We start from the raw sequence: 25,218 nt of genomic DNA, 5'->3' as shown, positions 1-25,218 counted from the left end.
GCAAGAAGCATGCCGGTCCGCGCCCGCGTACAATTCACCGATCAGTTCAGCCTGGCAAGCGTTCTTCCCTCTTGGTCGAAGAGATGACAGGCGGCCGGGTCGATCTGGAGGGCGATCTGCGTGTGCAACGGGGTCGTGTCGGTGCCTTCCGTCTGAACGACAAGGGACTGGTCGGATGCGATATCGACGTGGAGAACCGTCAGGCCGCCGAGCCGTTCGGCAAGGATCGCCTCCCCGGTGAACTGGCCGCCCTGGCCGATGCGGATATGTTCGGGGCGGATGCCCAGCGTCAGCGTCGAGCCGGCCTTCACCGCTCCGGCTGCGACCGGAACAGTAATCGTGTTTCCACCGGGTAGCGCGACGGAGATACCGTTCGGGCCGGTCTTCTCGACGGTTGTCGTCAGAAGATTCATCTTTGGCGAGCCGATGAAGCCGGCGACGAAGATGTTTGCGGGGCGATTGTAAAGCTCGAGCGGCGAGCCGACCTGCTCGATGCGGCCGCTGTTGAGGACAACGATCTTGTCGGCCATGGTCATGGCTTCGATCTGGTCGTGGGTGACGTAGATCATCGTTGCGGCCAGTCTCTCGTGCAGGCGCATCAGTTCCAGCCGCATATTGACGCGCAGTGCTGCATCGAGATTGGAAAGCGGTTCGTCGAACAGGAAGATCTTCGGATTGCGCACGATCGCCCGGCCGATGGCGACACGCTGCCGCTGGCCGCCCGACAGATCCTTCGGTCGGCGGTCGAGCAGATGCGCCAGTTCGAGGATATGGGCGGCGTCCTTGACCTTCCGCTCGCGCTCGGCCAGTGGGATGCCGGCAATTCTGAGTGCAAAGCCCATGTTTTCGGCAACCGTCATATGCGGATAGAGCGCGTAGGACTGAAACACCATCGCCAAGCCGCGCTGCGACGGATCGATGTCGTTGGACCGCGTGCCGTCGATCACCAGATCGCCGCCGTTGATTTTCTCCAGGCCGGCGATCATGCGCAGAAGCGTGGACTTGCCGCAGCCGGAAGGGCCGACGAAGACGACGAATTCGCGGTCGTCCACATCAAGGTCGATGCCCTTGATGACTTCAAGGGCGCCGTAGGTCTTACGGGCGTCGCGGAGTGTGAGATTAGCCATTGCTGGCCTCCTTTGTGCCGGCGGAAATATCCGCGTCAGGATTGCCCGAGCCGACAAGGCTCGATGGTTCAGAGCTGGCTTGCGCCTCGCTTCCGAGAATGAGGCTGGCCGCACCGATCAGGCCCGCATGTCGCCCAAGCTGTGCGGCAACGATCGGCACATCGCGATAGGCCGGCATGGCCCGGTCGCAGATTGTCGCCATGATGGTGTCGTGAAGAAGATCGAACCCATGGGATATGCCGCCGCCCATCACCAGAACATCGGGTGAGTAGAGGTGGAGCAGGTTGGTGAAGCCGATCCCGAGCCATCGCGCCTCGGCATTCAGCAGTTCCAGCGCCAGGGCATCGCCGTTTCGCGCCGCGTCGACCACATGCCGTCCGGTTACATCGGCGTTGGCTGAAAGCTTTCGCAGCATCGAGCCATCAGATCGCCGGGTGCGAGCCGTTGCCTGCCTGCCGAGCGCCGTGCCGGAGGCGACGGCCTCAAAGCAGCCGACTGCGCCGCAAAAGCATCGTTCACCCTCGTTGGTAATCGTCATGTGGCCGATTTCCGCTGCCAGACCACGTCTACCGTGCAAAATTCGGCTATCGGCAATCACGCCGCCGCCGATGCCGGTCGAGACGGTGACGAACACGATCGATCTTGCACCACGGCCGGCGCCATATCGCCATTCGCCAACCGCCGCCGCGTTCGCATCGTTTTCAAGCCGCACCGGCAATTGGAAACGGCTGGAAAGAATATCAGCGAGGGGAACCTCGTTCCATCCGGTCAGGGTTGGCGCCGCAATGACGACGCCAGCCTCCGGATCGAGAGGGCCGGGGGCACCGATCCCGATGCCGATGGGCAGAAGATCAGGCGTTTTCGCCAGCACCGTCGCTGCCAGCACCTCGATTTGCCGGGCCACCGCATCAGGGCCTTCGGCTGCTTGCGTCGGCACGGCGGAAAACGACAGAAGGTTTCCCTCCTCGTCCACCAGTGCGGCGCGAAGCTCGGTTCCGCCGAGATCGAAGGCAAGAGCGACCTTTTTCACGAAATCCGGCTCTCCAGTCCATGCAGCCATTCTATCCGCTTGCCCAGGTCCTTATCGCCGAAGGCGAGCGACCCGAGAACGACCGTCTGTGCCCCAGCCGCACGCAGCTCCGGCACTGTCTGCTCGCGAATGCCGCCATCGGCGGCCAGGATGACCTGATCCTCCCGGCCCGCCTGCTTCAGCAGTGCCCGCGCCTCGATCAGCCTGCCGCATGCCTTTTCGGAAAGACTTTGTCCTTTGACGCCGATCGAGGTGCCAAGCAGGGTCACGAAGGCGACGTGTTCGATGAACGGCTTGATCGCCGAGACGGGCGTTTCCAGCCGCAGCACGACGCCGGCTTCGGCGCCGAGCTCCTTTGCAAGCGCTACCGCACGCAAACCCGCTTCGCCGTTTTCGGCATGAACGCTGATGAGGTCGGCGCCTGCTTCGATGAACTGGCGCGTCTGCTCTTCGACGATTTCGGCTTCGACCATCAGATGAACATGGATCGGCTTGGCGGTCGATTTGGCGATGCGCGCGACGAAATCCGGAAAGAACAGGAAGCCCGGCGTAAAACGTGCATCGGCGACATCGATATGATGCAGGTCGACATAGGGCTCAATGCGCTTGAGATCGGTTTCCATATTGGCGAGATCAGCCGACCAGAGCGAGAATTCGCCCAGCAGTCGATTGCGGGGCAGGACGGCGATGGCCGCCGGGCCTGAAAGGGTTTTGGACGTCATGATGGCACGAGGCTCCGGATTGTCTTGGATGCGAGGAAACGGGTTATGGCGTCTTGGACTTCGGCGAAATGCCGTGATTTGTCGGCGGCCTTGGGGGTGACTTCGACAAAGCTTGCGCCGGGAATGGTGTCGGCGAGCACCTGTGCGCAGGAGAGGGGATGGATTGCATCCTGCTCGTTGCCGATGATCAGGGTGGGAATGGCAAGTGCTGCCGCTGCCGCTTGTGACACATCAGGTCCATCGGCCGCGATGTCGGCCAGCACGGATGCGAAAGCGACCGCATTCGGCCGGTCGAAATAGCCAAGCAGGGACGCGAAATTATCGGGCGCATCCGCCTCGATCCGCTTGCCGATCTCGGAGCCGGCGAACAGCGCCCGCGCCTCGTCGATCGGATGCGAGCGGAGCACGGCTGCCACCGCGCGGATCGGCTCCAGATTGTCGGGTGCTGCGGCAAAGGTCCAGGCGGGACGGACGAGAGCGAGCGCGGCAACACGCTCCGGGTGACGATGGGCGAGATGCAGGGCAAGTGCCGCGCCCATGGAAATGCCGCCGACGACAAAGCGGTCAAATCCGCGCTCGGTCGCAGCAGCCAACACATCCTCGGCGAACATATGCAGTGAAAAGGGTCGTGCGGTGCCAAGCGATGACGCGCCATGTCCGCGGCATTCCACCGTGACCCGCCGTACATTGTCGGCCGGTGGAAAGGTTTGCACAACCTGCGCCCCGTCCCCACCCAGGCCGTGCTGAAATACGACGGGAAGCCCTTGCCCGCCGCCGAAGACGGAAAGGCTGGCATCGTCACGGATGAAAGCCATCGTTCCGCCCATCAGACCAAGTCCTGGAGAAAGGCGGAGACCAGGGGTGCCTCTGCTGCGGACAGTCCGTGGGTGACGAGCGGACCGTCAAAGCCGACGGCTTTCAGCCGCGCGATGAAATCGGGGAAATCTACGACGCCTTGGCCGGCGGTTGCGAAACGTCCGTCGGCATAGCGATCCTTCGCATGCGCCATGGCGATATGTCCGCCTGCGGTTTCAACCGCGCGCTCGACGATATCTCGGGCTTCCGGCGGCGTTGCGCTTTCGAAGAGGTTGGCCGGGTCGAGGACAATCCGCAGCCTTTTCGATCCCATCTCGGCGATCAGCCGCTTTGCGTCCTCGGCCGAGGTGACGATGTTGGCTTGTTCGGGTTCGATGCCGAGATCGACGCCGTGCTTTTCCGCTAGCGCCAGGGCTTTCGACATCTCTGTTGCCATGTCGGCCCAGGCCGAAGGGTCGGTATTGTCAGGGTGATGCGCCCATTGGTCTTTTGGGTCGCGCGTACCCGTGCAGAGCGTGACGAGCGGAATGGAAAGGGCCGCCGCCGTCTCGATCACGACGGCAAGCTGGCGCAAACCCGTTTGCCGCACTGAAATGTCCGGATGGGCCATATTGTAGGTCCCGGAGAGGGCGACCAACGAAACATTGGTCGTTTCCGCTGCTGTCTGGATCGCCGTTACGACAGAGCCAGGCACGGCGTCGGGCATCGACGGCAGCCCGCAGCAGGCAAGGTTGAACTGGGTGGCCGCATAGCCGCTGTCGCGCACCGCCGACAGCACGCTCAGTGGATCTGTTCCCGGAAAGGTCTTGGCGAAGATCCCGAGCTGCATCAGACGGCCCCCGTCACAGATGCCAGCTCGATGCGTTCGCCGGTCTCCACCGACCGGGCAATCGCCACCATCGCGCGGATCGAAGCGATACCGTCCTCGACATTGGCGCCGCGCATCGGTGCGCCGTTCAGCGCTGTATCGGCGAGACCCTCGAGCTGCCGGCGGAAGAAGTGACCGTCGGCGCCGAGCGGCTTCCGGCTCGTCGCATCCTTCTCATGGAAAATCTCGACCTCGCTGGAGCGGAAGTACCAGGGATTGAAGGTCTTCGCGAGCACGGAGCCGTTCTCGCCATAGAGCTGAAAGCCCTCGTGCCAGTCCATACGGACGGCAACAGTGAGATCGAGATGGCCGAGGGCGCCATTGGTGAATTCGGTCTCCACGAACCAGCAATAGGCGCCGGCGCGTTCCAGCAAGCGGGCGCGCACGGCGACGATATCGCCGCAGAAGAAGCGGGCGGTGTCGACCAGATGCGAACCATGCGCCAACATGAAATATTGTTTGAGATCGGCCTTCGGATTGCCGCCCGGCTTGCGCGCAAGCTTGCTGGTGATCGGCAGTGGCTGCACAGCGTCAGTGTTGGTGTAGCGGTGGGTGGAATCGCAATACCAGGCCTTCAGCGCGAAAATCTCACCGATATCGTCGCGAACGAAATCGCGCGCGGCTTCCAGCGCCGGATCGAAACGCTTCATATGCCCGACCTGCAGGATCTTGCCGGAGCGCTTGACGGCATCGGCAAGCTGCTGCCCTTCCTCGACCGACACGCCGATCGGCTTTTCGCAGAGCACATGCTTGCCGGCTTCAAGCGCCTTGATCGACATCGGCACGTGATAAGCGTCGGAGGTGGCGACGATCACGGCTTCCAGCTCGGGGTCGGCCAGCATGGCGTCATAGTCGCTGAACATCTTCTGCGGCTCGTAGGTGGCACCCATGCGGGCCAGCAGGTCCGGTGCTGCGTCGCAGATTGCGTAGAGATCGGCATTCCGTGCCTTCACGCAGGATTCCAGATGCGCGAACTGGGCAATTGGCCCGCAGCCGAGCACACCAACACGAAGACGGCGATTTTCCTTCTGGATCATGGTCTTCTTCCTCAGGCTCCGTAGCTGCGCATGGTGTCGCGGTTGGTCTTCACTGCGGCGACGGGATCGGCGCCTGCCGTCTCGGATTCCTCTTCCAGCACCAGCCAGCCGTTGAAGCGCGGCGCCTTCGCGACGAGATCGATCACCGCCGGCGTGTCGAGGATGCCCTTGCCGAGCATCGCCCAGCGATCGTCGGCATCGACGTCCTTCAAGTGCAGATAGCGGATGCGGTCCTGATAGGTTCGCATCGTATCGAGGATGTCCTCGTGTCCGCGCAGGATATGGCCGGTATCGGGAACCCAGCCGACCAGCGATGGATCGAGAAGCGCGAAGATCCGGTCGTAGTCGGCGCGATCGAAGAGCAGGGTGTTGTGGTGCGAGCTCGGATGAACGGCGACATCGACGCCGGATGCCTTGCCGAGCGCGCCGGCGCGATTGTAGAACTCGGCCGCAATGGCGAACTTGTTGTCGCGTGGCCCTTCTGAGACAACCGTTGCCGATCCGATCGAGACGAGCGCGCCGGGAAACTGTGCGGCATAGTCGATCCAGCGCTGCGTCGTCGAGAGATCATCGTTGATTGCCTCGGCAACCGTGAAGCCGCTTTTCGAGCCGAAGGCGAAGGAGACTAGCTGCAAGCCGCTATCCTTCAGCGCCTTTGCGAAGTCGCCGGGCTTTGCGGCGTAGTGGCCGATCATTGTGTCGGTGATTTCGATGCCCGAATAACCGCCAGCGGAAATTGCCGAAAGCAGGTCGTCGGGTGTTCCGGTCCAGGCCTTGCCGAGCATCTCCCATGTAAACGTCTGGCAGCCGACCTTCAGATCGCTAGTCATGTCACTATTCCTTGATTCCGCCCTGTGTCAGGCCTTCGATAATGTGTCGTTGGAAGAAGAGGACCAACACGATCAGCGGCACGGTGACGACCGCCGAAGCTGCGGCGATGTCTCCCCAGGGCACGTAGTATTGGTTGGTGAAGTTGGCGATGCCTACTGGAATGGTCTGGGTGCCGCTATCCGATGTGAAGGCGAGCGCGAACAGAAACTCGTTCCAGGCGGTGATGAAGGCGAGCAGGCCTGTCGTGACCAGGCTCGGCAGCGACATCGGCAGGATGATATGCCAAAGCAGGCCGATAACGCCGACGCCGTCCATGCGCGCGGCTTCGTCGATTTCGCGCGGCAGCGTCTCGAAATAGCCGAACAAAACCCAGGTCACCAGCGGCAGCCCAAGCGCCAGATAGGTGATGATGAGTGCCGTATAGGTGTCCAGAAGGCCGAGGTCGGAGGCGAGCAGGTAGAGCGGGCCGACAAGCGCGATCTGCGGGAACATTGAGACCGAGAGGATCACCGTCAGGATCCCGAAGCGTCCCTTCACATCAAGGCGCGACAGCGCAAAGGCGGCGAGCGAACCGACGATCAGGCAGAGGGCCGTGGTCGCCAGCGATACGACCAGCGAATTCCATAGATAATGATGCAGGCTCTTTTCCACGAAGGCATTGTAATAATGCTCCAGCGTGAATGGGCTCGGGATCAAAGACGGCGTTCCCTCAGTCAGTGCTCTGTCGAGCTGGAACGATGTGGAGAACTGCCACAGGAACGGGCCGGCCGACCAGATGAGGATGAGCAGCGCGCCGAGATAGATCATCACGCTTTGAAAGGGGGAGCGGGTGTCGTTCATGTCGTCTTCCTGATCTGTCGGACGAGGAAGAGGCAGAACACCACGGCGATCAGCCCTTCGGTGATGAACATTGCGGTCGACACGGCCGAGCCGTAGCCGAACTGCAGCGTCGAGAAGAGAACCTTGTAGGACAGCGTCGACAGCGTTTCCGTGGAATCGGCCGGGCCGCCGCCGGTTAGCACATAGACCAGATCGAAAACGCGGAAGGCGTCCAGCGCCCGGAAGAGGCCGGCGATCAGCAAGGTCGGCAGCAGCAGCGGCAGGCGGATGTTCCAGAAGATCGTCCAGGCCCTGGCGCCATCCATGCGCGCGGCCTCGATCAGTGATTTCGGCACGGTCTGGAGCCCTGTCAGTAGCAGCAGCGCCATGAAGGGCGTCGTCTTCCACACATCGGCGAGAATGATCGTCGTCAGCGCCGTATCGGGTGAGCCGTACCAGTTCACATTCTGATCAATCAGCCCGAGATGGAGCAGGATGAAATTGATGATGCCGTGCTGGCCGTCGAACAGCCACCCGAACATTTTGGAGGTGACCACGGTCGGCATCGCCCAGGGAACCAGCATCGCCGCGCGGATCACGCCACGGCCGGCGAAGGCTTCGCAAAGGATCAGCGCCATGGCGAGGCCGATCAGGGTCTCGAGCGTGGTCGAGGCGACGGTGAACCAGATCGTATGCCACCAGGCATTCCAGAACGGCGGATCGGCAAGCAACTGCACATAATTGGCAATGCCGATGAAATCATTGTCCTGCGTGATCAGGGAGCGATTGGTGAAGGAGAGATAGACGCCATTGACGATCGGATAGAAGGACACCGATGCAAGCGACAGGAAGGCCGGCAATAGCAGGAGCCAGGGCCAGAGGGCGCTTGGAAGCGCCCTCGTCGTTTTCGGGGTTCGGTCGGACATGGGGACCGTGACTGCGGCAGCCATATCAGGCAACGATCTTGTTGATCTGATCGGCGGCGGCCTTCAGCTCGGCCTGAACATTGCCGCTGACCAGCGCCTTGGAAATGCTCGACTGCAGCGCCAGAGTCACCTTGGCATATTGCGGCGTGATCGGCCGGGGTGTGGCGCCGGTGAAGACGCTTTGCAGGCTCGCCATGAACGGTTGTTCGGCCTTCAGCTTCGCATCCTGGAAGATCGCCGGGCGTGACGGTGCAAGACCGAAATTCAGTGCAAGACGGGTCTGGGTTTCCGGAGACGACATCCAGGTCAGGAACTCGATCGCCGCTTCGCGCTTCTTGGAATTGGCGTTGACGCCGAGCTGATAGCCGCCGAGACAGGCAGCACTCTTGCCCCCGGCAAAATGCGGCAACGGCGCGACGGCGACCTTGTCCACCACATGTGAGGCTTTCGGATCCTGTGCGATCGGATAGACATAGGACCAGTTGCGCATGAACATCGCTTCGCCCGATGTGAAGGGCTGGCGCGAAGGCTCTTCATCCCAGGAGAGGACGTTCTGCGGGCTGATCTTGGTCTTGTTGATCGTATCGTAGAGGAACTGGATCGCCTCGACCGCCGCCTTGTCGCCGATGACCGAGGATTTGCCGTCGGGCGAGAGAATAGAGCCGCCATTCGAGGTGATGATTTCCACGGCATCGCAGATCAGGACTTCTGCCTGCTTGCCCTGCCAGAGATAGCCGAACTTGGCGTCGCCCGCCTTCCGCGCGGCTGCCGCCATGGTCGCCATGTCATCCCAGGTCTCGGGAACCTTGCCGCCATGCTTTTCCACCAGATCCTTGCGGTAGTAGAACATACCGGAATCGACGAACCACGGGAGCGCGGTCAGCTTTTCATTGTAGGTACAGGCCGCAACCGTTCCGGGGAAGTAATCGGCACGCTTTTCCTTCGGGAAATATTCGTCGAGCGGCAAGGCCCATCCGGCAGCCGCGAAACCGGCGATCCAAACCACGTCCTGAGTGAAGACGTCGGGGGTTCCGTTGCGGCGGGCCAATTGTTGCACAAGGCCCTGATAGACCTCGGTCGACGAGCTTGGTGGTGGCAGTTCGATGAACTTGACCGTGATCCGGTCTTGCGATTCGTTATAGGCCTTGACGAGATCGCCGAGGCCTTCCTTGCCGAAGAAACTGGCGCTGGCAAAGCTGATCTCGGTGCGATCGGCGGCGCGCGCAGGGCGCATGCCCAGTCCCGTTGTGGCGGCAAGGGTCGCCGCGCCGACTGCAGCGCTTGCAGCACCCATCAACATCTGGCGGCGGTCGAGCAGTGTGGAAAATACGGCCGCGTTTGAGCCGGCCGGCGTCTTCTTGAAATCAGACATGATTTCCCTCCCAGGAAAACTGGCGACCTCCAAAATCTCCGCGCCAGTATTGTCGTATGTTTCATAAAAAATTGTCGCGCGTCAAGAAATAAGATGCTTTAACTCACTTTAAAGCGCGTCGGGTTGATATGGCGATCGGTGACGTGCGGGTTATCGGGTCCAGGGAGGATTGAGGAATATGACTGGGAACACAAAGGCAAAGCTGGGCATTGGCATCGTCGGCTGCGGCAATATTTCAATGACTTATCTGCGTAACGCGGCGCTGTTTGCCGGCGTCGAGTTGCGTGCTTGCGCTGATATTTCCGCCGACGCTGCGGCTCTTCGCGCCAGCGAATACGGCATTCGGCCGCTGAGCGTTGATCAACTGCTCGCAGATCCCGAAGTCGATCTCGTTCTCAACCTCACCATTCCGGCCGTGCACTTCGATGTCACCATGTCAGCCCTGTCCGCGGGCAAGCACGTCTTCACGGAAAAGCCGCTGGCGACCTCGGCCGCCGAAGGGCGGACCCTTGTGGCCGAGGCGAAGACACGCGGCCTGCTTCTGGGCTCGGCACCCGACACGTTCCTCGGTGCCGCCGGCAGGCGTGCCCGCCGTTTGATGGAGGAAGGCGCAATCGGCCGTCCGGTCAGCGGCACCGCCTTCATGATGGGGCGCGGCATGGAGCATTGGCATCCCAATCCGCAATTCTACTACCAGCCCGGCGGCGGCCCGGTTTTCGATATGGGGCCTTATTACCTGACCATGATGGTGAACCTGCTTGGTCCGGTGGTGCGTGTCATGGCGATGGCGACGAAGGGCCAGGAGGAGCGCCTGATCACCGCGGACGGTCCGTTCAAGAACACGACCTTCAAGGTTGGTACGCCGACCAACGTCTTGTCTTTGCTCGAATTCCAGTCCGGCGCGGCTATCAATTTCGGCGCATCCTGGGACGTCTTCCGCCATTCCAACCATCCGATCGAGCTGCACGGCACCGAAGGCTCTCTTCGCCTGCCGGATCCCGATACGTTCGGCGGCACGGTCTCGCTGTCGGAACGTGGCGCCGACTGGCGTGATTTCGACAGCGACGGCGAGCTTTACGGCAAGAGGAACTGGCCATTCGCTGCCCCCGATCGCGCGAATTATCGTATGCTCGGCGTTGCCGATCTTGCGCGGTCACTGGAGGAGAAGAGGGCGCCGCGCGCATCCGGCGAGCTTGCGCTGCATGTGCTTGAGGTCATGGAGGCTATTCTTGCCTCCGGTGAAAGCGGCCAGTCGGTCCGCATCGGCGGAGATCTGGTACGTCCGCCGCTTCTTGGCGAAGACGAAGCGCGCAGCCTCCTCGCCTGAATATCGAAAGGAGAGCCGACATGACAGAACAGCTTGATGAGAGTGCTCGACGCCTTCTCGACATGAGCAATCGGTCGAACGCCCGGCCGTTTGAAACCGGCACGCCTCTGGAGGTCCGTGTTGACTACAATGCGGGCTGCCCAACCGTTCAGGGCGCCCGCGAGACAGTCGCCTCGGTGGAGGATCGTCAGATCGACGGTCCGAACGGTCCGATCACCCTGCGCATCTATCGCGGCATCGGCGCACGATTGAAGAATGGTCCCAGCCTCCTTTATCTTCACGGCGGCGGCTGGGTGATCGGCAATCTCGATTCGCACGATGAGATCTGCCGCTGGTTCGCCAATCTCGCGCAATGCACCGTAGTCTGCCCGGATTACCGGTTGGCGCCGGAACACAAGTTCCCGGCCGGGCTGACGGATTGCGCCGCAGCGCTGGCTTTCATGGCGGATTCCGCCGCCGATCTCGGCATCGATCCCCAGCGGATTGCGGTCGCTGGCGACAGTGCCGGCGGCAATCTCGCCGCCGTGCTGGCGCTGATGGCGCGCTCCGGTGACGCCCCAAAGCTTACGGGGCAAATGCTCATCTATCCGAACACGGACGCCGCACAGACGGCCGATAGCTATCGCCGTTATGGCGAAGGCTATGGCCTGACCGCATCGGCGATGAAGTGGTTTCGCGACCACTATATCCGCACCGAGGCCGATATCGCCGACTGGCGAGTCTCGCCGTTACGAGCTGACAGTGTCGTCGGGGTTGCGCCGGCCTTCGTGATCACGGCTGGGCACGACATTCTGGTGGATGAGGGTCTGGCCTATGTCGAGCGGTTGAAGCGGGAGGGAGTGTGCGTGGTGCTGCGCCACTGGCCCGGCCAGATCCACGGCTTTATGTCGATGGGACGATACATACCCGTCGCACGGCAGGCCGTGGAGGAGGCCGTGGAGGCATGGCGCAGCTTTGAAGGTGCCCATGCGTAAACGGAAAGCAACGTTGTCCTATGCCGATTGCCGCATGACCAGCGTCCCATCGAGTCTGACTTTGTGGGCAATCGTCTGAACCGGCGTGTCCGTGTCGCCGAGCAGCGTCAAAAGCGTGTCGACGCTATTTGCCGTCATCGCCGCAAAATCCTGCGCCATTGTCGTCAGCGGCGGGCAGGTGTAGCGGCTAAGCGGATGGTCGTCATGGGCGGCCACACGCAGGTCACCTTTTTTGCGGCCGACTTTCAGTCCATGCGCAAAGGCGGCTGCCATCACGCCGAAGGCGAGGCGGTCGTTGGCGCAGAGGATAGTCTTGCCCGGAAGCGCCCTTGCGTTCAGCATCTCGTCCATCTGCTCGTATCCGATGCGCTCGAAGTCCCATGTGTAGGCCGCATTGGTCTTGATCACCACCGGCTCGTAGCCAGATGCCTCCATCGTGGCGATATAGCTCGCCAGTCGCTCCGGCGAGTTGTGATTGACATGGGGAATGTCGAGATAGACCGGCGCCTCTCCGGATCGGCAGAGATATTCGACGATGGTCGCGACGCTCTGGTAGTTGTTGTTGCCGATAAACGGCGTGTTTCCCTCGATATAGGTATCGAAATAGACGAGAGGTACGTTCTGCGCGAGCTTCTCGAATGCACGCGGGTCGGATTTCTGTCCCAGTGGCGCAGCGAGCGTGCCCGCTACCTTTAATGACAGCATGGTGCTGACGGCTTCGGCCTCCAATTCCGGCAGTCCGTGTGAGGAAAACACGATCGGCCAATAGCCCTCATAGCGCAGCCGCAACTCCAGGCGGTTGACCATTTCGGCGTAAAATGGGTCGGTGAGGGCCGGCACAAGAATGCCGATATTGCGGGTTCTCTTCCGATTGAGATTGCGCGCATAAATATTAGGCTGATAATCGGACGAGCGGAGGGCCGCTTCGATCAACGCGCGCGTCACCGGCTTGACGCTCGTCGGGTCATCGAAATACTTTGAGAGGGTGGGTCGGGAGACGCCGCAGGATTTCGCGAAATCCTCCATTGTCTTGTGCGTCATTTTTTCCATCAAAAGTCGACCATTTCTCGAGCCGATCCGCCCATCTGGGACTTGTTATGCGTCCGCATGAAGGGAAGCGCAACCATGGAGGTAAGTTTCGAGCAAGTTCTTTCTAGCTTCAAGTTGCTCAAAAATATTACATGCGTCAATTTCTTAATTGACGCATAAAAGTTCAAGCCATAGAAAAGTTGCCTATCGGCCGGCGGCAATCGTGAGCCGAGGCAAGAGTTTCACCGGGAAGTGGGTGCGCAATCTCATGAAAAAGCTCGTCAGTGCCGGAGAGATCGTCGTCGAAATCATGGCGGATCGGCTCGATCAAAGCCTGGCCCAGCCCGGATTGCTGCAAGGGCCATTCCCGTCCGGAGCGCCGGCGATCTTCATTGCCCAGGCAGCAAGGCTTGGGCAGCCGGCCGGCTTGATCAGCGCCGTCGGCGAAGACGATTTCGGGCGGATGAACATCGACAGATTGCGCGACTGGGGGGCGGACGTCTCCGCCATCACGGTTCATCAGGGGCAGGCGACCGGCACGGCTTTTGTATCGTACCGAGCCGATGGTTCCCGTCATTTCGTCTTCAACATCAAGAACAGCGCGGCTGGATTGATCGAAACCGGCGATGGCGCGACAGCCCTGCTGGCCGGTGCCGATCATTTTCATGTCATGGGCTCCTCCCTGTTTTCTAAGAGGGCGATCTCCGTCGTTCTGGCGGGCATCGAGACGATCAAACGCAATGGGGGCACGGTTTCCTTCGATCCGAATATACGTAGAGAGATGATCGAGCTGCCGGGCATGCGCGAAGCACTGAATCAGGTTCTGGCGCTGACGGATATTTTCCTGCCGAGCGGCGAGGAACTGTTCATCTTCACCAAGGCCACCGACGAGGCAGAAGCGGCAGCGGAAATGCTCGAGCGCGGGATTTCGGCGGTAATCGTCAAGAAGGGCGCGGAGGGTGCGGTCTATTACGATCGGCATCGCAAAATTGCAGCGTCCGGTTTCGTCGTCGACGAAGTCGATCCGACCGGCGCGGGCGATTGCTTCGGCGCGGGCTTCGTCTCCCTTTGGCTCCGGGGTGCGGCGCCGGAGGAAGCTTTGAGATTGGCCTGTGCCTGCGGGGCCTTGGCCGTGACGCGCAAAGGTCCCATGGAGGGCATTGCCACCTTTGCCGAGGTACAGTCCTTTCTGTCCGGCGCGACCGCGAGAACAGTGTCATGAGTTCCGCGACGCAGCGACTGGCAAATATGCCGAGAAGTCGTGGCAGCGATCTGCCATCCGGCATCACCTCCGTCTGTTCGGCCCATCCCCTGGTCATCGAGGCGGCGCTATCGCATGCAAAGGGCCGAAACGCCGATGTGCTGATCGAGGCGACCTGCAACCAGGTCAATCAGGACGGCGGCTATACCGGCATGACGCCCGCCGATTTTCGCGCCTTCGTCGAAAAGATCGCGGCGGCGGTCGGCTTCCCTCTGGATCGTCTGATTCTCGGCGGGGATCACCTCGGCCCAAATCCCTGGAAGCATCTGCCGTCCAGTGAGGCGATGCGCAAGGCCGGCGCAATGATCGACGCCTTTGCGGCTGCCGGTTTCACCAAGCTGCATCTGGATACGAGCATGGCCTGCGCCGACGATCCGACCGCTCTTCCTGACGAGACGATCGCATCCCGGGCAGCCGAACTGGCCGCCATCTCGGAAGCAAGAATACGCCAGTCGAAAACACAGGCACCGAGCTACATTATCGGCACCGAGGTTCCCGTCCCGGGCGGCGCGTTCGAGGCGCTCGATCATCTGCACGTCACGACGCCTGGGGATGCGCGCGCGACGGTGGAGCTGCACCGCACGGCCTTCTCCATGCTTGGACTGAACGAGGCTTTTGAGCGCTCGATCGGCATCGTCGTCCAGCCGGGCGTGGAATTCGGCAACGCCGATGCTGTTGCCTATGTGCGAGAGGCGGCAAGAGATCTCGTCGCCACATTAGACGAGATGCCGCAATTCGTGTTCGAGGCTCATTCGACGGATTATCAGAGCGGCGAGGCCCTGCGCGACCTTGTCAGCGATGGATTTGCAATCCTGAAAGTCGGTCCCTGGCTGACCTTTGCCCTACGCGAAGCACTGTATGGCCTTAGCGCCATTGCCGAAATCCTGGTGCCGGATGCGATCAGCGAGGCCATTCCCGCCGCCATGGAGCGGATCATGCTGTCGTCGCCCGAGCATTGGCTGAAATACTATCCCGGCGATGCCCACGAGCAATATGTGCAGCGGCATTATTCGTTCAGCGATCGCATTCGTTATTATTGGGCCGTACCGGCTGCGCAGAAGGCCGTGGACGAGCTGATGGCGGCTCTTCAAGGCGTTACAATCCCGCGCCCGCTGATCAGCCAGCATCTCGGTCATCTGGAGTCGTTGGTGGCCGACGGATCGGTGGCGCCACAGGCGCGCGCGCTGTTGCTTGCCAGCGTCACGCGCGTGCTCGACATCTATGCGGATGCCATCGATTCAGCCTCGCAGAACTAGAGCAATTCCAGGAAAAGTGTGCTGCGGTTTTCCGTACGGAATTGCGTAAAAACGTTCTAGCTGTTTCGGCAAGGTCGAAGTCCCTGGAGTGTCAACCGTGCCTGCGGGTCAACCGAAGCGATCCGCTGGGCGTGACATCCGCGACGAGATCCTCATAGCTCGCGACGCTTGGATGCCGCGTCGGCAGCACGGTCTTGTGGGTCGCGCTGATCACGGCCACCGCGGCACCGGCCGCTTCGGCTGCCTCTATCCCGGCCGGAGCGTCTTCGAAGACCAGGCATTCCTCTATGGGCTGGCCCAGGGTTTTTGCTGCCAGCAGAAAGCAGTCCGGCGCGGGTTTGCCGTTCTGTACGTCCTCGCCGGTAATCAGCAGCGGCGGCCAGGGAATGCCCGCGGCCTTGAGGCGGACTTCCGCCAGATCCCGTGGCGCTGATGTGACGATTGCCCAGCGATCTCTGGGCAGAGCATTCAGGAAATCGACCGCGCCCGCGATCGGTACGACACCAGCGACATCGGCGATCTCGGCGAGTGTCAGAAGTCGGGCCTCTTCGGCCGGATCGATTCCCAAAAGGCCAAGCCGTGTGATCGTCTCGATTGCCTTGCGCCCGTGCACAATCGCCAGCAGGCTCTCGACATCGACATTGTGGCGCAAGGCCCAGGCCGCCCAGACCCGTTCACCGACCGCGATCGAGTTCAGCACGGTTCCATCCATATCGAACAGGAAGGCGCCGAAGGAGCGATCGGGGTGCAGGGGCAGGGCCATTTTGAGAATTCTTTCTTAGCTTTTCTGGGGGGCAGCGGATAGGCGATCGAGGATCGCCTGCGCCGTATTGGCGTCCGTCACGAGGGCATTGATCATGCCCGACCGCGCCGCGCCGATGATGCCGGGCGCCTTGGCCGGTGTCGCGGCAACCGCAATGCACAGGGGAACCCGTCGCAACTGCTCAGGAGTGGCGGCGATCATACGCTCTTCGCCGTCCCAATGCAGGATCTCGCCGGCTTCAGTGACGTAGTGTCGCAGCACGTCGCCCGCTGCTTGGCTGAGGGCTTTTTCTCCCGGAAGCGCCGCCGTCGCCTCGGACGGATTGGCCGCGTGCGTCAGACCGACGCCGACGATCGCCGCATCGAGCTTGTTCCAGAGCGCGGTGACCTGCTGCACCGTGGGGTCGGCGAGGAAGGCATCGCGCAGCTCGGAGGACGAGATGTAGGGCGCGTGCAGGAAATGCGGCAATCCGCCCATCTGCTCGGCCGCCTGGCGGACGAATTCGTTGGTCTGGAAATGCGCCGCTGCCTGCTGCATGCCGCCGTTGAGGGCGATGGTGACGATGCCGGGCAGTTGCGGCAGGCCGGCAAGGGTAACCTCTCGAACGGCGCGTCCCCAACCGATGCCGAGTGTCGAGCCGGAATGAAGCCCCGCCTGCTGCAGCATGGAGCCGACCGGAGGGGCAAGTGCGCTGAGAACGTTGGAGGACGGCGTATCGATTACGGCGGCGTTGCGCAGTTTCAGGCCGTCGATCAGTGCCGCGCTCAGGTCTTCCGACGGAGAAAGGTCAATCACCTCAATTCGCACGATACCGGCCAGCCGAGCCTTCTGGAGCAGGCGTGAAACCGTAGCCGTTGATAATCCTAGCTTTTTAGCAATGTCGACCTGCGACATGTCGGATTGATAGTGCAACTTTGCAACCATATGCAGCAATGCACGGTTTGTTGCAGGCTCCTGCGGCTGAGACGAATTCAGGTTGAAATTCCTTTCTGCAATGTGTTACACATTTGGACGCTGAGGGAGTTATCGCTCAAAATAGCCGGTTTCGCAACGGTTATGCGGCGGAGGAGAACTCTCAACATTCATTGGCCATCCCTTCCGAACCTTGGAGCGGGATGCACGTTCAGCAACCCGTTTCGGGCACGCTATAGGGAGGAGCATATATGTCCAGATTAACCACCGCCGAAATGCGCGGCTACCAGCAGATTTGCGGGAGCGATGGCGCCATGATGGTGATCGCCTGCGATCAGCGCGGCGGCATGCGCAGTCTGCTTGCCAAGGAACCGGAGGCGCAGGCCGCGATCTCCGACAAGACCCTCGGCGACACCAAGGCTGATATCGCCCGGTTTCTTGCCAGCAAGGCATCCTGCGTTCTGGTCGACCCGATCTGCGCTGTTCCGGCTCTGGTCGACGATCGCATCATTCAGCGTGACACGGCGCTTCTGATCGGTCTCGACGCATCCGGCTGGGATACGTCGCCGGAAGGATATCGCCTGTCCAAGCTGGTGCCCGGCATCACGGCGCGTCGCGTGCGCCAGCTCGGCGCGACCGGCGGTAAAATCATGGTCTATCTGCGCTCGGACCGGGATGACGCCAATGTTCACAACATCAAGATCCTGCACCAGTGCATTGAGGATTTCGCACGCGAAGACCTACTGCTCGTCGTCGAGTTCCTGACATACAGGTTCGATGACGAGGACGAAGCCGAGTACAAGGCGAAGATCCCGTCCCTGATCGTCGGCGGAAGCCGGATTTGCCTGGATTACGGAGCGAAGGTTCTGAAGATTCCGTATCCGGGAAATCCAGAGGCTTGCGCTGAGGTCACGCAGCTTGCGGGAGACGTGCCATGGGCGGTCCTGTCTGCCGGCGTCGACCATTCGACCTTCCTCAAGCAGGTCGAAGACGCGATGCGCAACGGTGCCTCCGGCGTCATCGCCGGCCGCTCGCTGTGGAAGGATTGCATTTCGCTCGACCGCGCCGTCACAAGGGATAGACTGGAAACTGTCGCGGTTCCGCGTCTTCGCGAAATTCAGGCTGTGATCGCCACCCATTTCAAGGGTAGCAGGTCTGAAACCGTCGGCCGGGGACAGAAAGAACATGCCTGAGACAGCCATCGGCGTGGACATTGGCGGCACGAATATTCGTGCCGCTCTCGTCTCCGATCGAGGCGAGATTCTGAAGAAGCTATCGGATCGGACACCCACCGATCCGTTGCATGTGGTCGAACGCGTCGTGGCGATGGTCGGTGAACTCGATGCGACGGGAGCAGCCGGCATCGGTGTCGGCATTCCCGGTCGTGTCGATGCTGCCAGCCGCACGATCCTCTCGGGCGGTATCCTCAATCTGGCCGGCATCGACTTTGCCGATCGGCTCGAGACGCGCCTCGGCAAGCGGATCGTCATCGAAAATGATTGCAACATGGCGCTCATCGCCGAAATGCGCGTCGGCGGCGCCAAGGGATATCAGAGCGTCGCGATGCTGACGATCGGAACGGGCATCGGCGGTGCCGTCGCCCATAATGGCAGCATCTATCACGGCCATATGACGGCCGGGCAGCTGGGCCATATCTCCGTGCTGCAGGATGGCCCGCTTTGCGCGTGCGGACGGCGCGGCTGCGTGGAAACCTTCAGCTCGGGAACGGCGCTGCGTCGGCATATGAACGAAGCCGGCCTTTCGGCCACATCCATCGGCGAGATTTTCGAAATGGCGGCTGAGGGAAATGGCACGGCGAGGGCGGTCTTGCGTGCATGGGCATCCCCGCTGCGCACCGCCCTCGATAATATCGCGGCAACAATGGATCCGGACGTCATTTTGTTGGGAGGGGGGCTCGGCTGCGACGCGGCGCGCGCCCTTGCCGACCTTCCAGCGGTGGCGCCATGGTTCCGGCCGACGATCCTGCCCGCGAAGCTTGGGGACGACGCCGGCGTAATCGGCGCGGCCTTGTCGACATTCGCGAATGCTGGCAATTCCGCCGAAAAACGCGTCGTGCTCGTCAACGGTGTTCCGGCTTCGGGAAAGAGCCGGCTTGCAAAATCGCTATCACAACGTACCGGTTGGCCGGTTCTTTCTCTCGATGGCATCAAGAATCCGTTTCTGGAGCACATCGGCCCCGTCGACAGGGATTTCAATCGGACTTTGGGAAAGGCGAGCTACCAGGCGATCTGGTCGTTCATCCGCGAGGCGCCGGCTGGGTCCACCTTCATCGTCGATGCATGGTTCGGTTTCCAGCCGAAGGCGCTGCTTGAAACCTATATCAGGGATGCTGGTGTGGATCGCGTCGCGGAGCTTTGGTGCAAGGTGCCCGGCACGGTTGCTGCGGAACGCTATGCCAGCCGCTTGAAAGACAGGCTGCCGGGCCATCCGGGCGCCGAATATGTCGCCGAACTCGCGGTGCTTGCCGATCGCGCGGAGCCCATGGCATGCGGCGCTCTGAGGACGGTCGACCAGACGAAAGAGCCGGATATGGACAGTATAACCGCCTGGATTTCAGAGATGTTTGACCACGCATGAAAGTAGCCGCCGTCCCGGCGGCAGACGAAAGCTTGATCTGACTTCAAACCGTCGCGCAACGCTCCGTTGGCGGCGAAGTGCATCGCTTTGCCAATCTTCCTGATTGGCAAGCTATTTCAAATAGATGGCGGAAATTCGTTGCAGAAAAATATTACTTGACGGCCCGCTGTAAGCCACTGATTATCCATTCCGCCGGACAAGGGAGATGTTCGGCTTTCAAGGGAGGAAATTATGGAACGACGTTCATTTCTCAAGGCTAGTGCCGTGGCGACGCTTGCCACCGGCGTGGCGGCTGTTGCCGGAGGCGCCAAGGCGCAGGACAAGAAGTTTACCATCGCCCTCATTCCGGGCCTGACGACCGATGCTTTCTACATCACCATGCGCAAGGGCGCCGAAGCTGCCGCCAAGGCGGTGGGTGCGACGCTGGTGTTCCAGGGCGCGCCGGACTTCAATCCGGTCACGCAGGTTCCGGTTCTCGACGCGATCATCGCCAAGAAGCCTGACGCGATCCTGATCGCGCCGACCGACAAGGATCAATTGGTCCAGCCACTGAAGAAGGCAGCGGATGCGGGTATCCCGGTCATCACGGTCGATACCTTTATCGGAAGCGGCGTCTACCAGACGGGAAGCGGCGATGCCGATTTTCCGCTTTCCTATATCGCTTCGGACAACCTGCTGGGCGGCGCGATCGCAGCGCGTGCCTTGGCCAAGGCCGTCGGTGAAAAGGGCAAGGTCTACGTTTCGAACGTCAAGCCCGGCATCTCGACCACCGACCAGCGCGAGCAGGGTTTCAAGGAAGAGATGAAGAAATTTCCGAACATCACCGTTCTCGACACGCAATATAATGATGACGATGCCAACAAGGCGGCGTCGCAGCTGCAGGCCGTCTTTGCCCGCAACTCGGACCTCGACGGCGTTTTCGGTGCCAATCTCTTCTCCGCTCTCGGTGCCGCGAACGGCGTCCAGCAGGCGGGGCAGACGGGCAAGATCCGCGTCGTCGCCTTCGATGCGCCAACCACGATCGTCGACAACATCAATTCCGGCCTCGTTGATCTGGCGATTGCCCAGCACCCGGCCGAAATCGGCTATTTCGGCGTGATGGCGGCCTATGCCCACCTGACCGGCAACTCGATCCCGACTGCGATCGGCACCGGCTTTACGGTCATCGACAAATCGAACGTCGCCGACAAGGACGTCGCGAAGTTCATCTACTCCGACTAATCGGATGAAGTCTGTGCCTCGTCCAAGGGACGGGGCACGTCTCTGATCATAATGGAGGAAATGGCGTGACGACTTCTGTACGTCCTCGCTCGAGTTTGGATTCATCCATGACTACCGAAGATACCGAGGCCCGCAAGGCGGACCAGCATGTGGCGCCACAGGCGGACCACGGCGATCAGGCAAAAACCATCATCAACTATATCGCGCAATTGCGCGCATGGCTCTTTCTTGCGGCACTGATCGTGACGTTTGAGATCTGGGCGCGCATCGATTTCGGTGGCACCTTTATCGGCTCGTCCTTCAACTGGCAGTCGGTCGCGGTCTTTGCCGTGGCGCCACTACTGCTGGCGATCGGTCAGACTTTCGTCATCATATCCGGTGGCATCGACCTGTCGACCGGCTTCATCATGGGTCTTGCGGCGGTCGTTGCCGCGCATGTCACCAATATCGCCGGTCTCTACATGCCGCTGCCGATGGCAATGGTGCTTGGCATTCTCGTAGCGATGCTCGCCGCCACCGTGCCCGGCTTCATCAACGGCCTCTTGATTTCCCGCCTCAAGGTTCCGCCCTTCATCGGCACGCTCGGCATGTTCGGCGTCGCCCGCGGCACGGCCTTTCTGCTGGCCGGCGGCACCACCGTTCCGGTCAAGAATTCCTATTTCGCCGAACTCGGCAACGGCCGCTTCTATGGCGTGCCCTATCTCGTCATTGTCGCCTTTATCTTCGTGCTGATCATGCACTACCTGCTGAGCCAGACGCGCTTCGGTCAGCACAATTATGCGATCGGCGCCAATGCGCAGGCGGCACGCCGGGCCGGCATCGATATCAAGTCGCATCTGTTGCGGCTCTATATGCTCTCGGCGGTCTGCGCCGGTCTCGGCGGTGCGCTCTATGCGGCCCGCTTCACGGCAGGTGCGGCCCAGGCCGGTGAGCCGTTGCTGCTCGACAGCGTGGCCGCGGTCGTTATCGGCGGTGCCAGCCTGTTCGGCGGCTCGGGAACGATCATCGGCACGGTCGCCGGGGCGCTCGTCATTGCCGTTATCCAGTACGGTCTGGTTTTCATGAATGTCGAACCCTTCTGGCAGTTCATTGCCGTCGGCATCGTCATCATCATTTCGGTGCTTATCGATCAGGCGCAGCGCCGGTTCAGCGGGGCAAAACAGGATGAATAGCTCAACGCCCCTTCTCGAAGTCCGCAACCTGTCGCGTTATTTCGGTGCGGTCCATGCCCTGGACAATTGCTCCCTGGTCGTCCGTCCTGGCGAAGTCGTCGCGCTGGCGGGAGACAATGGCGCCGGCAAGACGACGATGATCAAAGCGATCTCGGGCGTCTATCCGCCGACATCAGGCGAAATCCTCATCGAAGGAAAGCCCGTCACCTTCTCCTCGCCGCAGGATGCGCGGGAAAAGGGGATCGAGACGATCTATCAGGATCTGGCGCTGGCCGACAATCTGACGATCGGCGCCAATATCTTTCTCGGTCGCGAGCCGATGAAGAAGCTTTTCGGCTTCTTGCCGGTCATCGACCGAAAGGCGATGGCGGAGGCCGCGCGCGCGACGATGGCGCAGCTCGATTTCCATGTGAAAAGGCTCGACGCGCCGGTCAGCAACTTCTCCGGCGGCCAGCGTCAGGCGGTGGCGATCGGACGTGCGGTCTATTGGAACGCCCGCATCCTGATCATGGACGAGCCGACCGCAGCCCTTGGTGTGCCGGAACAGCGCAAGGTCGTGGCGCTCATCAAGTCGCTGAAGGCGCAGGGACGCGGGGTGATCTTCATCTCGCATAATCTGCAGGACATCTTTGCCGTCTCCGACCGCATCGTCGTCCTGCGTCGCGGTATCGTCGCGGGCGAGCGCCAGATCAGCGAAACCACGCATGAGGAAGTCGTCAAGCTGATGATCGGCGGCTAACCGCCGATCATGTCTATCGTCAGGCGACGCCTAGATGCTGGCGGGTGAAGGCGATCAGGCTTTCTATATGGAGGGCGACGGCGTCGCGAGTTTGGCCCGCATCGCCGCGTTCCACGGCCTCGATGATGACGAGGTGCTCGGTGGAATCGGGCTTCAGACGGTCCTTCAGGCGATCGATCTCGAACAGGCGCGTGGTGGCGCGCAGCTCCCGTAGCACCTTCGCCATGACGGTATTTCCGCAATGATCGATGATCAGGTTGTGCAGGTTGTCGTCGGAGACCCAGTGCGCGTCGGTGTGATAGGCGGTCGCGTCGAGAAGCTCATGGATCTCGCGCCGCACGGCGATCAGTTGCCGGCGCGGAATATTGGGGATCGCCAGGACGGCCGCCTCGGGCTCGATCAGCAATCGCAGCCGCAGGCTTTGCAGATATTCACCGATATCCACCTGGCGTACGACGTAGTTGCGGCCATCGCCCTTGCGCACCAGCCCTTCGCCTTCCAGCCGCTGTAGCGCCTCCCGCAGAGGGGTGCGGGAAATGCCGAGGGTTTCGGCGAGTCTTGCCTCGACGATGACCTGTCCGCCCTTCAGCCTGCGATGGCGAATCATGTCGGAAACGGCTTTGTAGGTCAGCGAGGCAAGATTGTGCTGTCCGCCCGTGGACGACGGTGTCGCCGGCATGATTGAAATATCTGTCACCCCTACCTCATTTCCCGGGCTGCCCGCATCCTGCGTGACAACGCTCTTTCTTCATACACGCAGCTGTTACATATGATAGCCGATCTCGCAAAGAAGCAAAAAGGGAACTCATGGACGATCGCCTGAACGACGCGGGAGAGGCAAGCCTTGCCAACGAAACCTATCGTCTGCTTTTAGCCGATATTCTCTCGGCGCGGCTGGTGGGCGGATCGGTGGTGCAGCAAAGGCGGCTTGCAAGCAAGCATGCCGTGTCGCGCTCTCCGATGCGCCACGCACTCGGCCGCCTTGAAGGGGAGGGGCTGCTGGTCCGCAATGACAAGGGGGTGCTTTGCGTCCGGGTCATAACGCTGAAGGACTATCTCGACAGCCTGGCGATGCGGATGCTGCTCGAGCCGAGCGCCATTGCCTTGGCAGCTTCGCATATGACCGAGGAGGAGTTGAAATCACTCTTGGTGATGCTGGATGCGATCGAGGCCGAGCCGGATCCGGATCCGGAGCTCGTCTGGCAGTTCGACGATGCACTGCATGGCTCCGTCGCCGCCGCTAGCGGCAATCCCTTCATGGCAGCCGTGATCGGTGAGATGCGGCGCTATACGACGATCTTTGAAAGGCAGATGGCGGTGGTCCGGGCAAAACCCGGCGTCGCCGAGCATCGGGCGATCCTGGCCGCGCTTTCGGCACATGATTCCGATGCGGCGCGGCGGGCGATGGCGCGCCATCTCGAGGCGGTTCGGCAGGGCGTTCTTACAAATTACTGAGGGGGCGTCGCAGCAGCTCTTGCATCGCCGGAGAAATTTTGTATAAAAGTGGGATCCCATATGAATGCAAACTTTGGGACGCCAATAAGAAAACCAGCTCCAGAGGTCATCATGTTCCGAATTCAATTGTCCCGCGGCATTCTCGCCGCATCGTTCCTAGTCCTGACAACATCGTTCGCCCTTGCTCAATCCTGCACGCCAAAGGTCGTGGCCGGCGAGCTGATCACGCCGGGCAAGCTGGTGATGTCGACCAACCCGACACTGCCGCCCTTGCAGTTCATCGACTCCAGCGGCGACCTGAAGGGCATGCGCGTCGAGCTCGGCACCGAGATCGCCAAGCGTCTCTGCCTTGAGCCGGAATATGTCCGGATCGAGTTCTCCGCGATGGTGCCGGGCCTGCAGGCCGGCCGCTGGGACATGATCAACACCGGCATTTTTTTCACCGAGGAACGCGCCAAGATCATGCAGATGATCCCCTATGAGGATCAGGCGATCAGCGTTTCGGTCGCGCCGAATTCCGACAAGAAGGTCGCCAGCAAAGACGATCTCGCCGGCATGACGATCGGCGTCGAGATCGGCGGTTTCGAAGAAACCAAGACGCGCCTCCTCGACAAGGAATTGCGCGATGCCGGCAAGAAGGGCCTGACGATCCAGACCTTCGACAATTTCGCGCTCGCCTATCAGGCTTTGCGTGCGGGCCAAGTCGATGGCGTGGTGTCGATCGATGCCGTCGCCAAGGATTATGATGCGCGCGGCGACTTTAAGCGTGCCCTGAGCGGCCTTTATCCCGCACCGGTCGCCGTCGCCTTCAAGAGCCCGGCGCTTGCCGATGCCGTATCGGCGACGCTCAAGGAGATGAAGGCAGACGGATCGCTGAAGGCGCTGTTCGACAAGTACGGATTGCCTATGGTGTCCGGTGATTATTCCGTGAAGGGCCCTGGTCGCTGATCTGCCTGATCGGTT

At 61.2% G+C, this 25,218-nt stretch carries 25 protein-coding genes; 11 read left to right on the top strand and 14 right to left on the bottom strand.

Features of this window, described 5'->3' with window-relative positions:
- Positions 1–41: 41 nt before the first annotated feature.
- From RRH01S_RS24105 to RRH01S_RS24060, 10 genes are read right to left on the bottom strand one after another with little or no spacing between them, the layout of a single operon-like run.
- Positions 42–1,127, bottom strand: a complete 1,086-nt coding sequence (locus RRH01S_RS24105; protein WP_037219731.1) for an ABC transporter ATP-binding protein — start codon at positions 1,125–1,127, stop codon at positions 42–44.
- Complete coding sequence (locus RRH01S_RS24100; protein WP_042474488.1) at positions 1,120–2,157, bottom strand: ROK family protein; 1,038 nt, start codon at positions 2,155–2,157, stop codon at positions 1,120–1,122. Before RRH01S_RS24100 ends, RRH01S_RS24105 begins: the two co-directional genes overlap by 8 nt.
- Positions 2,154–2,879, bottom strand: coding sequence for a ribulose-phosphate 3-epimerase (locus RRH01S_RS24095; protein WP_037219734.1), 726 nt, complete (start codon positions 2,877–2,879; stop codon positions 2,154–2,156). The genes RRH01S_RS24100 and RRH01S_RS24095 overlap by 4 nt, the downstream gene beginning before the upstream one ends.
- Complete coding sequence (locus RRH01S_RS24090) at positions 2,876–3,706, bottom strand: alpha/beta fold hydrolase (protein ID WP_037219736.1); 831 nt, start codon at positions 3,704–3,706, stop codon at positions 2,876–2,878. The genes RRH01S_RS24095 and RRH01S_RS24090 overlap by 4 nt, the downstream gene beginning before the upstream one ends.
- The gene (locus RRH01S_RS24085; protein ID WP_037219737.1) at positions 3,706–4,524 is read right to left on the bottom strand and encodes a sugar phosphate isomerase/epimerase family protein; all 819 of its coding nucleotides are present in this window, start codon (positions 4,522–4,524) and stop codon (positions 3,706–3,708) included. Before RRH01S_RS24085 ends, RRH01S_RS24090 begins: the two co-directional genes overlap by 1 nt.
- Positions 4,524–5,600, bottom strand: a complete 1,077-nt coding sequence (locus tag RRH01S_RS24080; RefSeq protein ID WP_034515934.1) for a Gfo/Idh/MocA family protein — start codon at positions 5,598–5,600, stop codon at positions 4,524–4,526. Before RRH01S_RS24080 ends, RRH01S_RS24085 begins: the two co-directional genes overlap by 1 nt.
- Before the next feature lie 11 nt (positions 5,601–5,611).
- On the bottom strand, positions 5,612–6,430 hold the full coding sequence (locus tag RRH01S_RS24075; RefSeq protein ID WP_037219739.1) for a sugar phosphate isomerase/epimerase family protein: 819 nt from the start codon (positions 6,428–6,430) through the stop codon (positions 5,612–5,614).
- Positions 6,431–6,434: 4 nt separating this feature from the next.
- Positions 6,435–7,271 carry a carbohydrate ABC transporter permease gene (locus RRH01S_RS24070; RefSeq protein WP_042474483.1) on the bottom strand — a complete coding sequence of 279 codons (837 nt, stop codon included), beginning with the start codon at positions 7,269–7,271 and terminating at the stop codon, positions 6,435–6,437.
- Complete coding sequence (locus tag RRH01S_RS24065) at positions 7,268–8,176, bottom strand: carbohydrate ABC transporter permease (protein ID WP_229202630.1); 909 nt, start codon at positions 8,174–8,176, stop codon at positions 7,268–7,270. Before RRH01S_RS24065 ends, RRH01S_RS24070 begins: the two co-directional genes overlap by 4 nt.
- A 25-nt stretch (positions 8,177–8,201) precedes the next feature.
- Positions 8,202–9,548: an ABC transporter substrate-binding protein gene (locus RRH01S_RS24060; protein WP_037219741.1), complete on the bottom strand. Its 1,347-nt coding sequence runs from the start codon at positions 9,546–9,548 to the stop codon at positions 8,202–8,204.
- Positions 9,549–9,726: 178 nt separating this feature from the next.
- Here RRH01S_RS24060 and RRH01S_RS24055 point away from each other — a divergent pair, with 178 nt between their 5' ends.
- Both RRH01S_RS24055 and lipP1 read left to right on the top strand, forming a co-directional pair.
- A complete protein-coding gene (locus tag RRH01S_RS24055) occupies positions 9,727–10,875 on the top strand; it encodes a Gfo/Idh/MocA family protein (RefSeq protein WP_015917899.1) in 1,149 nt (382 codons plus the stop codon).
- A 20-nt stretch (positions 10,876–10,895) separates the two neighbouring features.
- Positions 10,896–11,849, top strand: a complete 954-nt coding sequence (lipP1, locus tag RRH01S_RS24050) for a LipP1 family hormone-sensitive lipase (protein WP_015917898.1) — start codon at positions 10,896–10,898, stop codon at positions 11,847–11,849.
- An 18-nt stretch (positions 11,850–11,867) separates the two neighbouring features.
- On the opposite strand, the gene RRH01S_RS24045 is transcribed toward lipP1, so the two are convergent.
- Positions 11,868–12,899, bottom strand: a complete 1,032-nt coding sequence (locus tag RRH01S_RS24045; protein ID WP_007702455.1) for a LacI family DNA-binding transcriptional regulator — start codon at positions 12,897–12,899, stop codon at positions 11,868–11,870.
- A gap of 247 nt (positions 12,900–13,146) precedes the next feature.
- On the opposite strand from RRH01S_RS24045, the gene RRH01S_RS24040 reads away from it, so the two are divergent.
- Positions 13,147–14,100, top strand: a complete 954-nt coding sequence (locus RRH01S_RS24040) for a sugar kinase (protein WP_042474543.1) — start codon at positions 13,147–13,149, stop codon at positions 14,098–14,100.
- Positions 14,097–15,395, top strand: a complete 1,299-nt coding sequence (locus RRH01S_RS24035) for a D-tagatose-bisphosphate aldolase, class II, non-catalytic subunit (RefSeq protein WP_042474478.1) — start codon at positions 14,097–14,099, stop codon at positions 15,393–15,395. The genes RRH01S_RS24040 and RRH01S_RS24035 overlap by 4 nt, the downstream gene beginning before the upstream one ends.
- 91 nt (positions 15,396–15,486) lie before the next feature.
- On the opposite strand, the gene RRH01S_RS24030 is transcribed toward RRH01S_RS24035, so the two are convergent.
- The gene (locus RRH01S_RS24030) at positions 15,487–16,158 is read right to left on the bottom strand and encodes an HAD-IA family hydrolase (RefSeq protein WP_042474476.1); all 672 of its coding nucleotides are present in this window, start codon (positions 16,156–16,158) and stop codon (positions 15,487–15,489) included.
- Between the two features lie 15 nt (positions 16,159–16,173).
- Entirely contained in the window at positions 16,174–17,082 is a 909-nt protein-coding gene (locus tag RRH01S_RS24025) for a sugar-binding transcriptional regulator (protein WP_007702459.1), read from the bottom strand.
- Positions 17,083–17,321: 239 nt separating this feature from the next.
- On the opposite strand from RRH01S_RS24025, the gene RRH01S_RS24020 reads away from it, so the two are divergent.
- From RRH01S_RS24020 to RRH01S_RS24000, 5 genes are all read left to right on the top strand, one after another.
- The gene (locus RRH01S_RS24020; RefSeq protein ID WP_034515939.1) at positions 17,322–18,263 is read left to right on the top strand and encodes a tagatose-bisphosphate aldolase; all 942 of its coding nucleotides are present in this window, start codon (positions 17,322–17,324) and stop codon (positions 18,261–18,263) included.
- Positions 18,256–19,668 carry an ROK family protein gene (locus tag RRH01S_RS24015; protein ID WP_034515941.1) on the top strand — a complete coding sequence of 471 codons (1,413 nt, stop codon included), beginning with the start codon at positions 18,256–18,258 and terminating at the stop codon, positions 19,666–19,668. Before RRH01S_RS24020 ends, RRH01S_RS24015 begins: the two co-directional genes overlap by 8 nt.
- 231 nt (positions 19,669–19,899) lie before the next feature.
- The gene (locus RRH01S_RS24010) at positions 19,900–20,889 is read left to right on the top strand and encodes an ABC transporter substrate-binding protein (protein WP_015917892.1); all 990 of its coding nucleotides are present in this window, start codon (positions 19,900–19,902) and stop codon (positions 20,887–20,889) included.
- A gap of 107 nt (positions 20,890–20,996) precedes the next feature.
- On the top strand, positions 20,997–22,061 hold the full coding sequence (locus RRH01S_RS24005; RefSeq protein ID WP_015917891.1) for an ABC transporter permease subunit: 1,065 nt from the start codon (positions 20,997–20,999) through the stop codon (positions 22,059–22,061).
- The gene (locus RRH01S_RS24000) at positions 22,054–22,800 is read left to right on the top strand and encodes an ATP-binding cassette domain-containing protein (RefSeq protein WP_015917890.1); all 747 of its coding nucleotides are present in this window, start codon (positions 22,054–22,056) and stop codon (positions 22,798–22,800) included. The genes RRH01S_RS24005 and RRH01S_RS24000 overlap by 8 nt, the downstream gene beginning before the upstream one ends.
- A 19-nt stretch (positions 22,801–22,819) precedes the next feature.
- Here the strand turns inward: RRH01S_RS24000 and RRH01S_RS23995 are convergent, their stop codons facing one another.
- Positions 22,820–23,479 carry a GntR family transcriptional regulator gene (locus RRH01S_RS23995; RefSeq protein WP_037219753.1) on the bottom strand — a complete coding sequence of 220 codons (660 nt, stop codon included), beginning with the start codon at positions 23,477–23,479 and terminating at the stop codon, positions 22,820–22,822.
- A gap of 128 nt (positions 23,480–23,607) precedes the next feature.
- Between RRH01S_RS23995 and RRH01S_RS23990 the strand changes: the two genes are divergently transcribed.
- Complete coding sequence (locus RRH01S_RS23990) at positions 23,608–24,255, top strand: GntR family transcriptional regulator (protein ID WP_042474471.1); 648 nt, start codon at positions 23,608–23,610, stop codon at positions 24,253–24,255.
- Positions 24,256–24,366: 111 nt separating this feature from the next.
- A complete protein-coding gene (locus RRH01S_RS23985) occupies positions 24,367–25,203 on the top strand; it encodes an ABC transporter substrate-binding protein (protein WP_037219759.1) in 837 nt (278 codons plus the stop codon).
- Positions 25,204–25,218: the final 15 nt, after the last annotated feature.

It is taken from the genome of Rhizobium rhizogenes NBRC 13257 (assembly GCF_000696095.1).
GTDB lineage: Bacteria > Pseudomonadota > Alphaproteobacteria > Rhizobiales > Rhizobiaceae > Rhizobium > Rhizobium rhizogenes.
The sequence above is the reverse complement of the archived record's forward strand: the minus strand, read 5'-3'. Positions and strand labels throughout refer to the sequence as shown.